Genomic DNA, 13,960 nt, shown 5'->3' on the forward strand with positions numbered 1-13,960 from the left:
GTCAGTTGTCCTTTCCGTAGGAGCGCGCCGGAGTGGTCGACGGCGGCAGGTCCTTGTCGTAGCGGTCGTCCACGAAGTCGGCGAACCGGATGGAGCGCGGGATCAGCCCCAGGCCGGCGAAGGTGTCGGCGATCCGCTGCTCGGAGGCGATCGCCGCGTCGTCGAGGGCGACGGGGATCCGGGTGCCGCTGCTGCGCTTCACGGCGGCCAGCGCCACCTCGTACGGCAGCCCCGTCTCCTTCGCCCAGACCTTCGCCCACTCCTCCGGGTGGTCGAACACCCAGTTCTGGGCGCGCCGCAGCCGCTCGACGAAGTCGCCGACGGCCTTCTCCTTCTTCTCGTCGGCGAGCGCGGCGGGCGCGGCGACCTGGAAGCCGAGCCCGTTGACGACCCCGCGCCCGTCGGTCAGGACCCGTCCGGAACCGCTGTGCAGCACCTGGGAGGTGTACGGGTCCCAGACCGCCCACGCGTCGACCTTGCCGCTGGTGAAGGCGGCGAGCGCGTCGGCCGGCTGCAACAGCGTGACCTGGACGTCCTTCAGCGTCAGCCCGGCCTTCTCCAGCGAGCCGATCAGCTGGAAGTGCGCGGAACTGCCCTGTGCCACCGCGACCTTCCTGCCCTTCAGGTCGCGGACGGAGCGGAGCGGCGAGTCCTTCGGCACGAGGAGGGCCTCGCCGGCCGAGTCGCCGTGGGTCGCGGCGATCACGGTGATCTTCGAGTGGGCGCCGGCGGCGAAGACCGGCGGGGTGTTGCCGACGCCGCCGATGTCGACGGCCCCGGCGTTGATGGCTTCGAGCAGCGGTGGCCCGGAGGTGAAGGTGGACCATTTCACCCGGTACGGCAGGTCGTCGAGTTCTCCGGCGGCGCGCAGCACGGCCTCGGAGCCGCCCTTCTGGTCGCCGACGTTCAGGACGAGATCGCCCTTGCCGTCGGTGTTCCCGCCGGCGTCGGCGCCCGAGGCGGGCGCGCAGGCGGTCGCGGCGAGCAGCGCGAGCGGGAGCAGCAGCGCGGTGGAGAGGGAGAGTCGGAGGGACTTCACGACGGGGCTCCTAGGCGGGGGAGGAGGAGGGGACGGGGGCAGGGGTGGTGGCGGCGGGTCGGGCGGCTTCGTCGGTGCCGGACCCGCCCTCCCCGACGCCGAGTTCGGCGAGGAGGCGGCCGCGGAGGCCGGCGAAGGCGGGGTCGGCGGGGGAGCGGGGCCGGTCGAGGGCGACGGGCGTGTCGTACGCGATGGCCCCGTCGCGCATCACCAGGGCCCGGTCGGCGAGGAGCAGGGCCTCGTCCACGTCGTGGGTGACGAGGAGCACGGTGCAGCCGCGCCGCCGCCACAGCTCGGCGACCAGCCGCTGGGCCTTGATCCGGGTCAGCGCGTCGAGTGCGCCGAACGGCTCGTCGAGCAGCAGCAGATCGGGGTCGCGTACCAACGCCCTTGCCAGGGAGGCGCGCTGGGCCTCGCCGCCGGAGAGGGTCTTGGGCCAGACGTCGGCCCGGTGCCCGAGCCCGACCTCCTCCAGGGCGCGGTCGGCGACGGCCCTGTCCGGGCGGCCCGGCAGTCCGAGGAGGACGTTGCGCCAGACCCGCTTCCACGGCATCAGCCGGGGGGCCTGGAAGGCGACCGCGCGGCGGCGCGGCACGAGCACGGTGCCGGAGACCTCGCGGTCGAGCCCGGCGAGCACCCGCAGCAGGGTGGACTTCCCGCACCCGCTGTGTCCGAGCAGCGCGGTGAACTGCCCCGGTTCCAGGGTGAGATCGAGGCCGTCGATGACCGGCCGGCCGTCGAAGGAGCGGGTCAGGCCCCGGACGGTCACTGTCCGGTGAAGGTCGGTCGCCATTGCAGCAGCAGCCTTTCGAGAGTGCGGACGACGGCGTCGGCGAGCAGGCCGAGGAAGGCGTAGACGACGAGGCAGACGACGATCACGTCGGTGCGGAAGAACTCGCGGGCCTGGTTCATGAGGAAGCCGATCCCGGCGTCGGCGTTGATGGACTCGCCGAAGACGAGCGCCAGCCAGGCGGTGGCGAGCGCGTACCGCAGCCCGGTCATGGCGCCCGGGAGCGCGCCGGGCAGCACCACGTGCCGCACGAGCCCCCACCGTCCGAGCCCCAGCGACTGTCCGGCCTCGACGAGTTGGGCGTCGACGCCCCGGATCCCGGCGTACACGTTCAGATAGAGGTGGAAGGCGGTGCCGAGCGCGATGAGCGCCACCTTGGGGGCCTCGCCGATGCCCAGCCAGATGATCAGCAGCGGGATGAGCCCGACCCACGGCACCGTCCGCAGCATCTGCACGGTGGCGTCCACGAGGTCCTCGCCGAGCCGGGAGAGCCCGGACAGCAGCGCCAGCGCCGTCCCGACGGCGCCGCCGATGAGCAGCCCGGCGGCCACCCGCCGGAGCGAGACCCCCATGGCGGTCGGCAGGGTCCCGTCCGCGACCAGACCCGCGGCCGACCGCGCGATCGTCCCGGGCGAGGCGAGCACCTCCGGCGCGAGCGCCCCCGTGGCGCTGGCCACCTGCCACGCCAGCAGGAGCAGCAGCGGCCCGACGGCCCGCCGCAGCCAGCGCGGCACGGCGGGCCGGCGCCCGGGGCGCCGCAGGGGAGTGAGGGATTCGATCTCCGGAATACCGGATATGTCCGGCAGGAGGGGCGCAGGGGGCGGGGGTGCGTGACCGACGGCCATGAAGAGACTCCGGTACGGGGAGGGGAACGCGGCAAGGAGCGGCGGGGAGCGGGTACGCGTCGACGTCACCGCACGCGGAGGGCGCACGCGTACGGCGGAGGGGTCAGAGCGTCAGGAGGAGGCGTCCGGCCGTCGGCACGGCCGGGAAGAAGGCGTCAGCAGCCGCGGGAACAGGTGGCGGAGGCCACCCGCAGCAGGTCGATGTGACCGCGCGTGGTGAGCAGTGCTGTACGCAACATGGCGCGAACGTAGCGACCCGCGGGCGACACGGTCAACGGTGTCTCGGAGCGTGGACGCGCGATCCTGCTCCTCGGACGGCAGGATGACCCCATGTCACCTTCCTTCACCACGCGCGTCGTCAGCCTCACCACGGGTTCCCAGGAGACGGTCACCGATCTGACGCGGGTCTGCGAGGACTTCCTCACGGAGGCCGCCGCGGGACGCGACGGCCTCCTCAACCTCTTCGTCCCCCACGCCACCGCGGGCCTCGCCGTCCTGGAGACGGGCGCCGGCAGCGACAGCGACCTCCTGGCCACCCTCCACCACCTGCTCCCCGCCGACGACCGCTGGCAGCACCGCCACGGCTCCCCCGGCCACGGCCGCGACCACGTCCTCCCCGCCTTCCTCCCGCCCCACGCCACCCTCCCCGTCGTCGCCGGCGGCCTCGCCCTGGGCACCTGGCAGTCGGTCTGTCTGGTCGACACCAACAAGGACAACCCCCAGCGGCAGGTGCGGCTGAGCTTCCTGGGGTGACCCGGGGCGGGGCGGCCTCCGCGAAGGGCGCCTCCGCGAAAGGTTCTTGCTCGGGAGGCGCCGGGTGCCGGGGTCCGGATGCCGGGCGCAGGGTGCCGGGCGCCGCCGGGCAGGGCCCGGCGCCCTGGTCCGTGTCCGCCGGGCGGGGGCGAGGTCAGGCCAGGGGGCGGTCCGGGGCCGGGGCGGGGGATCCCGAGGCCTGGGCCGCGTGCCACCGCAGGGCACTGCAGTGCGGCGGGAACGGCGGGAAGAGGTGTCCGGCGAGGTCGATCCGCCAGACGTGCCCTTCCACGCAGTCGCAGACGTACTCGCCCGCGGCCGGCGTGTAATGGCCGGGGAGGAACGCGGCAGTCGAGGTCATGGGGTGTCCTGGCTTTCTCCGGGGGACTGGGCGTTCGGAATTCACGGGCGGGTGTCCGCGCGGATGCGCGGTCCCCGGGAGATCACCCGGACGGCGGTGCGTGCCGGCCCCGGTGTCGCGCGGGCCCGCCGCTCCGGTCCGCGGTCGGCCCGGCGGCCGGAACGGGGCCTTTCCGGTCCGTCCCCGAAACCACCGCGACCGCCGGGACGCTGCACGAACGACGCGTATGGTGGCGCGCTCCTCCCGGAGGGACGCTGGTTCTCCTCGGCCTCGTCGTCCTTCCGGCCCCGGCCGTACGGCCGCGACGGGAGGTGTGCGGCAGGGCGATCCCGACCGTGCCCCGCCCTGCGGGCGGGGGTCCGACGCATGGGAGACCTTCATGAACACCCACTCCGTCGCGGTGAACGGACTGGCTGCCGGCGTCTGGCAGTCAGGACTCGCCCAGGTGCTCGGCGGCCTGATCGTGGTCGTCGTCCTCATCGGCGCCTTCGTCCTGGGGACCAGGCTCACGAGGAAGGAGCTCCCGCCCCCGGCCCCCGACACCCAGCCGCACCGCCCCGAGACCGACCGGCACCCCGGCGAGGTGTCCGAGTACCGGAGGCCCTCCGAGATGCCCCACACCGACGGGGCGCACCGTCTCATGCCCTACAACCTGCGGAACTGCGGCGAGGCGTCGGCCGTTCCGCCCAGCGAGGAGCAGCGCAAGTGGGGCGGCATCTCCAGCGGCGGCTTCGGCAGCGGTGGCACGGGCCACGGCGACTGAAACGGCCGAACGACGGCCGCGTGAGCGGCGAACGGAGAACGGCGCGAGAGGGTCTCCCCTCCGCGCCGTTTCCGCGTGCGAGGGGGAGGATCGGGCCCGCCTCCGGCGTCGTGCCGGCGCGATCCTCACGGTCGGCCCGCCCGGGATGGCGGCGGGCGGGCCCCCGTGTTCCGCTGGTGCCGTGGGCATCTCTGCGCCGCGGCCTCGTCCCGAGGGACCCGTTACGGCCGTCGGCATCGCGACCCCGTCCCCTTCCCCCGGATGACTCCGGAGACGACTGGTGCCCTCCCGACCGCCCGCGCCCCCGTGCGCCCACTGCCTGGCCCGGAACGACGGCGCGCCGCCGCACGGCGATGTCGTACGCGATGCCTTCGATTCCCTCTTCACCCAGTGGTACCCCGTCGTGCTGCGCTGGGCCCGGCGCCGCTGCATCGAGCCCCAGGACGCCGAGGACGTCGCCCAGCGGGTGTTCGCGGACGTCTGGTCGCACTCCGGCCGGTACTGCCCGCGCCGCGGCGGCCTCGGTCCGTGGCTGCACGGCATCACCGCGCACAAAGCGGCCGACGCGTCCGGTGCGCTGGTGCGGCGTCACGAAGGCTTCCGCCGCCTGGGGCGGGGGCCCGCTCCGGAAAGCCCCGACACCTGCGCGCGTGCGGTGGAGCGCCTGGGACTCGCCGCCCACCTGGCCGGTCTGCCGCCCGACCGCCGCGAGATCCTCTTCCTCGCCTACTACGTGGGGCTCACCCAGCCCGAGATCGCGCGGCGCCTCGGTCTGCCCCTCGGCACGGTCAAGAGCCATACGAGGAGGGCGCTGCGAGCGCTCGCCGGAGTGGTCGACGCCCGTACGGACGCCCCTGCGGAGGGGGTGGCCGGTCGGGCGAGCGGGAGCAACTCCACGGAGGGGCAGCCCGGTTGCGGCCTGCGGGTCGGCTCCTGAGAGCCGTCCCGGTGCCTCGCGAAGGAGGCCGGCCGTTCCCGGGCGAGGGGCAAGGCACGGGGGACGGGACGGGGCGGGAGGGGCGAGCGCGCCTCCCCGGGGCGTGCGCCCCGGGGAGGGGGTGACGGGTGCTCACCTCCCCGTGGCGCCTGCCAGGACGGGCGTGACCAGGAGGCGGTCGACCGCCTCGGCCGGGTCGGCCCCGGCCGGCATGCGCGGGGCCGTTCCGGTCACCGCGCGGTCGGCGAAACCCGTGGCGAGGTGGGGCAGGCGGACGTCCACGACCGAGGTTCCGCGGGCGCGTCGCTCCCGTCGCACCACTTCGAGCCAGGCCGCGAGGGCGGTCTTCGCCGCCGCGTAGTCGGCCGTGCCGCGCATCGGCCGGTCGACGATCGCGCCGGTGACGACCGCGACGGTGCCCGCGCCCTCCATGACGCGCAGGGCTCCCCTGACCACCGCCATGGGGGCGAGCGCGTTGACGGTCATGAGGTGTTCGGCGACCGCGTTCGTGACGTCGTCCGCCGCGCCGAAGCCCGCGACGCCCACGGTGACGACCACCGTGTCGAGCCCTCCCAGGGCGCGGGCCGCCCACGGTGCCAGCGCGGCGCAGCGGTCGAGGTCGTAGGCGTCGAAGGCGAGCGCCGGGCAGCCGTCCAGCCCACGGGACCGCTCCTCCAGCCGGGCGGGGTCGCGCCCCGCCAGCGCCACGGAGGCCCCGCGCTCGGCCAGCAGCCGTGCCGCCAGGCCCCCGACCTCCCCGGTCGCCCCGACGACGAGCACTCTTCTCCGACCTGTCATCCCGTCCTCCCGGCCTGTCATCCCGTCCTCCCGGACTTCGATACGGGCCGACCGTCCCGACGGGCCGGCCGCCCCGCGGGCCGGCCGCCCCGCGGGCCCGGAGCCCCGCCGCCCCAGGGCGGCGCGGACCGTTCAGGCAGGGCCCGGGCGGAGGTCGTCCAAGACGGCGCGTGCCGCCCGGGCTCCCGAAGCCAGCGCGCCCTGGAGGGAGCCGGTCGCCCGGTGGTCCCCGCACACGTACCGGCCGGGCGCCCACCGCACAGCGCGGACCAGCGGGGACGGGCCCGGCATGGCCGGCAGGGCGTCGGTGACCGTGACGCGGTGGACCAGCTCCCAGTCGTCGGTGCCGACGCCGTACACCTCGCCCAGGTCGTGCCGGACGGCGTCCGTGCGGGCCGCGCCGGGGGAGCCGAGCACGGAAGTGGAGACGAGGGCCCGGCCGTCGGTGGAGAAGCCGGGCTGGACGGCGGTGAGGACGCAGGTGTTGAGGAACCTGCGCCGGGAGTCGACGACGAGGACGGGCTCGGCCAGCGGGGGGCGGGTGGTCGCGTGGTACAGCGTGGTCACCGTCCGGCCGTCCGGTACGCGGAGCCCCGGGAGCAGCCGCGCCGCGACCCGCTGGCCGGTCGCGACGACGACCGCGCGGGAGGCCACCTCGTGCCCGTCGGCGAGGGCCACGCCCCCGGGCGTCAGGGAGGAGACCGGGGTCCCGGTCCGCAGCACGCCCGGCGGCAGCCGCGACGCGAGTCGGGCGGGCACCGCGCCGATCCCCTCGGCCGGCAGGCAGAGGGTGCCGCGGAGCATGCTCCGCCACACCAGGTGGAAGAAGCGGGCCGAGGTCTCCAGCCCGTCCTCCAGGAAGACGCCGGAGAGGAAGGGGCGGAAGAACGTCTCCACCAGCCGCGGCGACACGCCCGCCGCCGCCAGCGCGTCGCGCGTCGTGCCGTCGGCGCCGCGCCGCAGCACGGCCGCCGGGGCCAGGGCGTCCCGGGCCGACAGCGCGGAGAGGGCGAGCAGGTCGCGACCGGAGGCGAGCCGGCCGGGAAGCAGGTCCCGGCTCTGCAGCGGGCGCCGGCTGGGGTCCGTGAACCGGCGGAGCCCGTCTTCCGTGTGGACCAGCACTCCGGGGGTGAACGGTCGCAGCCGCAGGGACTTGAGGTCCAGGCGGCGCTTGACCTGGGGATACGACGTGTTGAAGACCTGGAAGCCGCGGTCCGCGGTGAAGCCGGCCACCCGGTCGGTGCGCATCCGCCCGCCGACCGCGTCGCCGGCCTCCAGCAGCAGCACCCGCAGCCCCGCCGCGCACAGGTCGCCGGCACAGGCGAGCCCGGAGGCACCCGCTCCGACGACGACCACGTCGTAGGATCCGCCGTCCGTCGTCCGCGCCATGGTGTCCTCCTGGGGTGTGGGTTCCTGATCGGACGGGCCCGTCCCGTCCCGCCTGGGGAAGAGGGCCCCGGCTGATCCGCGGAGAACCGGCGCGTGTCCGTCCCGCCGCGTCCGCCCGTGCCCGCGCGATGCCCGCTCCGGCCGGCTCTGTTCCTTCGCTCCGCGGGCTGCCCGCGGATGCGGCGGACGTCCGTGGGGCGGGACGCGCCGGCCCCTCGCGCATCGGGTGCATCCACGGCACGGCCCCGGGCGGAATCCCCACCGACCCGTGAGCCTCCGTCGCCCGCCGGCGGCCTGGGTCTCGGGTTTCGCCCCCTTATGACTCAGTCATTGAGATTGTTTTTTGTCGAGAGATCGTTTCCGGGAGTTCTCATGTCCACACCCCTGCGGTGGGCCGGCCGACTGCTGCCGCTCCTCGTGCTCGTCGTCTGGCTCGCTGTCGGAGGAGGGCTGGGCCCCTACGCGGGCAGGCTCGGCGAGGTCGCCACGAACGACCAGGCGGCCTTCCTCCCCCGCAGCGCCGAGTCCACCCGGGTCCTGGGGGAACAGGAGGCCTTCCGCCAGGAGGAGACCCTGCCCGCCCTGATCGTCTGGACGGAGCCGGCAGGCGGGCGGCTGGACCCCGCGGTCCGAGCGGCGGCGACGGGGGCGCTCGCGTCGCTGGAAGGTACGCCGGGGGTGGTCGGCGCCCCCTCCCCGGCGCTGCCGTCCACGGACGGAGAGGCCCTGCGGGGGATCGTCCAGCTCAGGCCCGACCTGGGCGACGAACTCCCGGCGGTGGTGGAGAGGATCGACGCCGCCGTGTCCGCCGTCCCGGGCACGGAGGCATGGCTCGGCGGACCCGCCGCCACACAGGCCGACCTCGCCGACGCGTTCTCCGGCATCGACGGCCTCCTGCTGGTGGTCGCCCTGGTGACGGTCCTGGTGATCCTGCTTCTCGTCTACCGCAGCGTCCTGCTTCCGCTGCTCATCATCATCGGAGCCGTGTTCGCCCTCGGACTGGCCTGCGCCGTCGTCTACTTCCTGGCGGACCGCGACGTCGTGCGCGTGGACGGGCAGGTCCAGGGGATCCTGTCCATCCTCGTCATCGGAGCCGCCACCGACTACGCACTGCTGCTGGCCGCCCGCTACCGGGAGGAGCTCGGGGCCCGGGACGGGGACCGCGTACCCGCCATGCGGGCGGCGCTGCGGCAGTCCATCGGGCCGATCGCTGCCAGCGCGGCCACCGTCGCGCTCGGTCTTCTCGCGCTCCTCCTCAGCGACCTGACCAACAACCGCGCCCTGGGCCCCGTCGGAGCGATCGGCATCGTGTGCGCCGTGCTGAGCGCCGTGACGTTCCTTCCCGCCGCCCTGGTCCTGCTCGGCCGTGCCGCCTACTGGCCCGCACGCCCCAAGGCCACGCCCGCCGACGACGCCCACCCGGTCTGGCGCAGGATCGCCGCCCTCGTCGACCGGTCGCCCCGCAGGGTGTGGGGAGGGTCCCTCGCCGCCCTGCTGGTCTGCGCCGCCTTCTCCTTCGGCCTCGACTCCAAGGGCGTGCCGCTCGACGAGATCTTCGTCAAGGACGCCCCGTCCGTCGCGGCCCAGGCGCGACTGAGCGAGCACTTCCCCGGCGGCGCGGGCAATCCCGCCGTCGTCATCGCCGACGCCGGCGCCGCGGAGAGGGTCCGCGCGGCCGCCCAGGAAGTCGAAGGGGTCGACTCCGCCGTCGTCTTCACGGCCCCCGGGGCCTCCGGCACCGCCGAGGCGCTCGTCGCGGACGGACGCGTGCGCATCGACGTGACCCTCGCCGACGCCGCGGACACCGATGCCGCGAAGGCCACGGTCGCCGACCTCCGAGCGGCCCTCCACGCCGTGCCGGACGCCGACGCCCTGGTCGGCGGCTACACCGCACAGCAGTACGACACCCAGGTCACCGCCGAGCGGGACCGGACGCTCATCGTTCCCGTGGTGCTCGCGGTCATTCTCGTGATCCTCGTCGGCCTGCTGCGCTCGGTCCTGCTCCCCCTGCTCCTGGTGGTGACGGTCGCGCTCAACTTCGCCGCCACCCTCGGGGTGTCCGCCCTCGTGTTCCGGCACGTCCTCGGATTCACCGGCACGGACCCGGCCGTGCCCCTGTACGGCTTCGTCTTCCTGGTGGCGCTCGGCGTCGACTACAACATCTTCCTCATGTCCCGCGTCCGCGAGGAGACCGTCCGGCACGGCACGCGGGAGGGGATGCGACGGGGCCTGATCGCCACCGGGGGAGTCATCACCTCGGCCGGCGTCGTCCTGGCCGCCACCTTCGCGGCCCTGGGGGTCATCCCCCTCGCGTTCCTGGTGCAGATCGCGTTCATCGTCGCCTTCGGCGTCCTCCTCGACACCCTGGTCGTCCGGTCGCTGCTCGTCCCCGCCCTGGTGCGCGACATCGGCCCCGCGGTGTGGTGGCCGGGCGCGCTGCGGCACCGCCCCTGACGACCGCCGCGCCCACCGGGCGGTCCCCCGCCCCGCCTCCCCGCGCCGGGTGCCGGTCGGTCACCGGCACCCGGCAGCCGGCTCCATGGCGTCGAGCAGCCGGCCGGCGACCCAGTCCGGTCCGCGCCGGCGGACCGCTTCCGACCAGCGCGGCAGCCCTTCGGGTACGCGTTCGAGGAGACCGCGTACGGCGGCACCCGCGTCGTCCTCGGTCAGGGTCGCCTGGTCCAGGCACGTGGCCAGCCGCGCGCGTTCGGCGTCGTGGGCGATGGCGAACTGATCGCTGGAGAAGGGCAGGACCAGCGCCGGAGTCCCGGACGCCACGCACTCGGTGAACGAGTTGTTGCCCCCGTGGTGCACCATGGCGTCGACCCGGCTCAGCAGCCAGCGCTGCGGAACGACACGTGCCACGTGCACCCGGGGCCCGGCGAGGTGCGCCAGCGCCGGCGCGGCATCGCCCGCGGCGACCACCACCGCCACGTCCGGACAGCGGGAGAGGACGCCCCGGACCAGCAACGCCAGCACGTCGTCGCGCGCGGACAGGAAGGTGCCGAGCGCGATCAGCACCAGACGGCCGGCGGCCGACCTCAGCCGGCCGACCACGCCCTCCCACTCGGCGCCCGGGTCCTTCTCCTCCGGGGGCACGCCGTGGCCCCCGTACAGGAACCGCGCACCGGACGGCGGGTGTTCCGGCAGCCAGGGGAACGGAGGGTAGTTGAAGACGACGGCGCGCTTCGACGCCAGGGCGAACGCCCGCCCGGGTGCCGGCCGCCGTGGTGCGTGCCTGCGGGCGACCTCGGCGAACCGCTCGGTGAACGCGAGGTCGTTGGCCGAGGCGGCCCGCCGCAGCTCGGCGAGTTCCCGGGCGGCGGGACGGACGGCCCCGGGCCAGGCGTAGGGGACGCCGAACAGGGCCTCCGGGCCGTGCGGCAGGTACGTCGGATGCCCCGGGCAGAAGGTGGCGAAAGGCAGCCCGAGGCAATGGAGGGCGAGGGTCACCGGGTAGCTGAGCTGGTCGACGACGAACCAGTCGGGGGCCAGGCGCTCCTGGAGGTTGCGCACCTCGGCGAGGACCTTCTCCGGATCGGCGAGCATGTCCTCGCCGCGGTGACGGGACTGCGTGAGCAGGGTGGCGACCGCCCCCTCACGGGTGGAGCCGAGGAACTCCTCGAGCCGTTCCGCCTCCCGCGCGCCCTGCCGCGTGCTCCGGGCGACACCGGTGTTCGCGTTGCGCGACACGGTCAGCGGGGCGAAGTCCACGCCGACTTCCCCGGCGAGCCGGGCGAAGGGGGGCGCGCACGCGAAGGTGACGTCGGAGCCCGCCCGGGCGAGAGCGCCCGCCAGCACCGACAGGGGCCGGGCGTGCGACTGGAAGGGGGGACTGATCACCGCGATGCGTGGCATCCGACCTCCTGTGCCGGGAAGACTCCGCCGGTGCTTCGTCCCGGAGGGCCGAAGCGGATGCGCTCCCGCGCCTTCGCGCACCCGCCCGTTCCTCGTGCCCCGGTGCATCCGCGCCGGGAGGAGACGAGGAAAGCCTCCTGGTCGGACGTATCCCACCAGGAGTCCCCATGGAAATCCCTGTCCCGGACCTGGCGCCGCCGGGTTCCCACGGCTCCGTCGCCACCGACGGGAAGCACGACGCCTTCACGGCGGCGAGGCGGGCCTTCTGGGCCCGGTCCGAAGGGGCGGCGGCGTCCTCGTACCCGACGGACCCGCCTCCGTCCTCCCGCAGTCTCCTGTCCCGGCTGGTCGAGGAGGAGTACGGCACCGGCGGCGGCGCACGACACCACGGGCCGTACGCCGCGGTGACCCCCCAGGACGTCGCGGTCGCCCGCCTCCGGAACCGGGTGCGGTCGGGACGGACGCCCGGCCCCGAGGAGTGCGTGCGGCTCGTGGCCGGGGGCGACGGGGCGCGCGGAGCTGTCTTCGACGCGTGGCCGGAGGTCGTGCGCCTCCACGGCGGGGCCCGGGCCACGAGGGCGCTGCGCTCCGGATTCCGCACCGCCCGGGACCCGGGGACGACGGCCGTGCTGCTCCACCTCGCGGCCGCCGCCGGCCTGCGGCCGGTCCCCGGAGACGGCGTCCTCCGGCTCGCCGCCGGAGGCTCCCGGAGGGTGCGGCACGCGGCGTGGCGGCTGCTCGCCCGGTACGGGGGCCCGGGGGAGAACCGGCTCCGGACCGCGGAGCCCGCGGACGCCTACGAGCGCCTCCTGCTGGAGGCCCTGCGGCACGGTCCGCGCCCATGGCTCCGGTGCTCCCCGCCCTCCTCGGGGCTGTTCGTCGCGCAGTCGATGCTGATGGGGCGGTTCGACCGGCCGGGCGAGGGCCTGAGCGGCGGCCTCAGCGTCCTCCTCGAATCCGTCGGCGAGGCGCTCGCCTCGACCGACGGCATCGCGGGCGTCCTCACCGTGGTCACCGCCTGCCGCCCCGACCTCGAGGACGATCCCGTGCTGCTGCGCCGGAGGAGCCCCGGCCACTGGATCCTGCGGCTTCCCGTGGACGCGGACCGGCCGGTCGGCCCGCAGGACATCGGGGCGCACCGCGAAGCCCTGGCCTGGTGGGCCGCCAGGCTGATGTCCGGGCTCGGACGGCCGCTCGACGTCCTCCACGTGCGGTACGCCGACGACGGTTCGCTGGCCCTGGCCGAGGCGGCCCGAAGGGTCGGTGCGGGGCTGGTCTTCACCGCGACCCCCGATCCGCACCGCCAGATGAGCGAGCTCCTCGACCGTCCCGACGCGGACCCGGACCGCGTGCGCCTGGACCTGCACCGCGTGTTCCTCGCCGACCGCCTGGTCGACCGGGCCGACCGCGTGGTGGGGATCGCCGGCCGGGGCGGGACGGCGGAACTGCTCCACCACTTCCCCCAGCTCGCCCGTGGACACGGGGCACGGCGACTGAGCGCCCCGCCCGAGGGCGTGGCGCCCTACGCGCCGCCGCCCGGCGCGGCGAAGCGGTGCGGATCCCTCGTCGACAGGATCCGTGCGAAGGCCGGATCCCTGGGGGGACCCAGGAGGACGGTGCTGCTGAGCGTCGGACGTCTGCACCCGGTGAAGCAGCAGGACGTCCTGGTCCGGGCGTGGATCGAGTCGGGGTGCCACCGCGCATCGGTCCTGGTCCTCGTCGGGGGGAGCACGCGGGCGCCGGACCGCCAGGAATCCCTGATGCGCGACCGGATCCGCGCGGCGACCCTCGGCGAGCCGGAAGCCCGGGAGCACCTGCTCCTCCTTCCCGCGCTCTCCAACGCCGACGTGCGGTCGCTCGAACGCACGCTGACCGACCCCGCCCACCGCCTCCGGGCACGCTACGTCTGCGCGAGCGCGAAGGAGGAGTTCGGTCTGGCGGTCCTGGAGGCCATGGAGGCGGGGATGGTCGTGGCCGGACCCGAGCGCGGCGGCGTGCCGCACTACCTGGACGACGGGGTCAACGGCCTGCTCCTGGACACCTCGACCCCCCGCGCGCTGGGCCGGGGGCTGCGGCGCCTGCTGGAACTGGACGACGGGGCCGCCGAGGCAATGGCCCGGCGGGCACAGCACCTCGTGCGCACCGAGTACTCGGCGGCCGCCATGGCCCGCGCCCTCGCGGACCACTACGCCGACGCGGCCCCGCGGGGCCGGGGCGGGGGACGCGGCCCTTCGCTGGACCGGGGCGGGCGGAAGTCCGCCTGATGCGGGCCGGACGCTCCGACCCGTGAGCGGGGCGCGCCCACCGGGCGCGCCCCGGACCGCTCCCCGAGGGCCTTTCGCGCTTTCGGTGTTCCGCGGGACGTCCCCCGCGCCCCCGCGGCGCACGGGTCCGCGCCGACGGCCGGCGGGGGCGTGCGCGCCGGCG

12 protein-coding genes are annotated in these 13,960 nt (G+C 75.4%); 5 read left to right on the top strand and 7 right to left on the bottom strand.

The window, feature by feature from the left end; translation table 11 throughout:
• Position 1: 1 nt before the first annotated feature.
• The 3 genes from ACFW6A_RS26480 to ACFW6A_RS26490 are packed head-to-tail and all read right to left on the bottom strand — an operon-like array spanning position 2 to position 2,674.
• Positions 2-1,039, bottom strand: a complete 1,038-nt coding sequence (locus ACFW6A_RS26480; protein WP_351854270.1) for an ABC transporter substrate-binding protein — start codon at positions 1,037-1,039, stop codon at positions 2-4.
• Between the two features lie 10 nt (positions 1,040-1,049).
• Entirely contained in the window at positions 1,050-1,832 is a 783-nt protein-coding gene (locus ACFW6A_RS26485) for an ABC transporter ATP-binding protein (RefSeq protein ID WP_386643399.1), read from the bottom strand.
• Complete coding sequence (locus ACFW6A_RS26490) at positions 1,805-2,674, bottom strand: ABC transporter permease (protein ID WP_351854264.1); 870 nt, start codon at positions 2,672-2,674, stop codon at positions 1,805-1,807. Before ACFW6A_RS26490 ends, ACFW6A_RS26485 begins: the two co-directional genes overlap by 28 nt.
• A 330-nt stretch (positions 2,675-3,004) precedes the next feature.
• On the opposite strand from ACFW6A_RS26490, the gene ACFW6A_RS26495 reads away from it, so the two are divergent.
• The gene (locus ACFW6A_RS26495) at positions 3,005-3,427 is read left to right on the top strand and encodes a YjbQ family protein (RefSeq protein ID WP_351854262.1); all 423 of its coding nucleotides are present in this window, start codon (positions 3,005-3,007) and stop codon (positions 3,425-3,427) included.
• 154 nt (positions 3,428-3,581) lie between these two features.
• Here the strand turns inward: ACFW6A_RS26495 and ACFW6A_RS26500 are convergent, their stop codons facing one another.
• Positions 3,582-3,788 (bottom strand): hypothetical protein, encoded by a 207-nt coding sequence (locus ACFW6A_RS26500; RefSeq protein ID WP_351854260.1) that lies wholly within the window; start codon positions 3,786-3,788, stop codon positions 3,582-3,584.
• 379 nt (positions 3,789-4,167) lie between these two features.
• Between ACFW6A_RS26500 and ACFW6A_RS26505 the strand changes: the two genes are divergently transcribed.
• Positions 4,168-4,551, top strand: a complete 384-nt coding sequence (locus ACFW6A_RS26505; RefSeq protein WP_351854257.1) for a DUF6479 family protein — start codon at positions 4,168-4,170, stop codon at positions 4,549-4,551.
• Positions 4,552-4,831: 280 nt separating this feature from the next.
• Entirely contained in the window at positions 4,832-5,488 is a 657-nt protein-coding gene (locus ACFW6A_RS26510) for a sigma-70 family RNA polymerase sigma factor (RefSeq protein ID WP_351854254.1), read from the top strand.
• A gap of 132 nt (positions 5,489-5,620) precedes the next feature.
• Here ACFW6A_RS26510 and ACFW6A_RS26515 read toward each other — a convergent pair whose 3' ends face one another.
• Entirely contained in the window at positions 5,621-6,286 is a 666-nt protein-coding gene (locus ACFW6A_RS26515; RefSeq protein WP_351856163.1) for an SDR family NAD(P)-dependent oxidoreductase, read from the bottom strand.
• Between the two features lie 132 nt (positions 6,287-6,418).
• On the bottom strand, positions 6,419-7,675 hold the full coding sequence (locus ACFW6A_RS26520) for an NAD(P)/FAD-dependent oxidoreductase (RefSeq protein WP_386480367.1): 1,257 nt from the start codon (positions 7,673-7,675) through the stop codon (positions 6,419-6,421).
• 372 nt (positions 7,676-8,047) lie between these two features.
• Between ACFW6A_RS26520 and ACFW6A_RS26525 the strand changes: the two genes are divergently transcribed.
• Entirely contained in the window at positions 8,048-10,129 is a 2,082-nt protein-coding gene (locus ACFW6A_RS26525) for an MMPL family transporter (protein ID WP_386643404.1), read from the top strand.
• 60 nt (positions 10,130-10,189) lie between these two features.
• Here ACFW6A_RS26525 and ACFW6A_RS26530 read toward each other — a convergent pair whose 3' ends face one another.
• The gene (locus tag ACFW6A_RS26530; RefSeq protein WP_386643407.1) at positions 10,190-11,533 is read right to left on the bottom strand and encodes a glycosyltransferase; all 1,344 of its coding nucleotides are present in this window, start codon (positions 11,531-11,533) and stop codon (positions 10,190-10,192) included.
• Between the two features lie 167 nt (positions 11,534-11,700).
• Between ACFW6A_RS26530 and ACFW6A_RS26535 the strand changes: the two genes are divergently transcribed.
• The gene (locus tag ACFW6A_RS26535) at positions 11,701-13,797 is read left to right on the top strand and encodes a glycosyltransferase family 4 protein (RefSeq protein WP_386643410.1); all 2,097 of its coding nucleotides are present in this window, start codon (positions 11,701-11,703) and stop codon (positions 13,795-13,797) included.
• The last annotated feature ends 163 nt before the right edge of the window (positions 13,798-13,960 follow it).

It is taken from the genome of Streptomyces sp. NPDC058758, from assembly GCF_042746075.1.
In the GTDB taxonomy this organism is placed as follows: Bacteria; Actinomycetota; Actinomycetes; order Streptomycetales; family Streptomycetaceae; genus Streptomyces.

Coding starts and splice junctions, on each gene's coding strand:
- ACFW6A_RS26485 (WP_386643399.1), bottom strand. CDS start 1,832: ATGGCGACCGACCTTCACCGGACAGTGACCGTCCGGGGCCTGACCCGC.
- ACFW6A_RS26490 (WP_351854264.1), bottom strand. CDS start 2,674: ATGGCCGTCGGTCACGCACCCCCGCCCCCTGCGCCCCTCCTGCCGGAC.
- ACFW6A_RS26495 (WP_351854262.1), top strand. CDS start 3,005: ATGTCACCTTCCTTCACCACGCGCGTCGTCAGCCTCACCACGGGTTCC.
- ACFW6A_RS26500 (WP_351854260.1), bottom strand. CDS start 3,788: ATGACCTCGACTGCCGCGTTCCTCCCCGGCCATTACACGCCGGCCGCG.
- ACFW6A_RS26505 (WP_351854257.1), top strand. CDS start 4,168: ATGAACACCCACTCCGTCGCGGTGAACGGACTGGCTGCCGGCGTCTGG.
- ACFW6A_RS26515 (WP_351856163.1), bottom strand. CDS start 6,286: ATGACAGGTCGGAGAAGAGTGCTCGTCGTCGGGGCGACCGGGGAGGTC.
- ACFW6A_RS26520 (WP_386480367.1), bottom strand. CDS start 7,675: ATGGCGCGGACGACGGACGGCGGATCCTACGACGTGGTCGTCGTCGGA.
- ACFW6A_RS26525 (WP_386643404.1), top strand. CDS start 8,048: ATGTCCACACCCCTGCGGTGGGCCGGCCGACTGCTGCCGCTCCTCGTG.
- ACFW6A_RS26530 (WP_386643407.1), bottom strand. CDS start 11,533: ATGCCACGCATCGCGGTGATCAGTCCCCCCTTCCAGTCGCACGCCCGG.
- ACFW6A_RS26535 (WP_386643410.1), top strand. CDS start 11,701: ATGGAAATCCCTGTCCCGGACCTGGCGCCGCCGGGTTCCCACGGCTCC.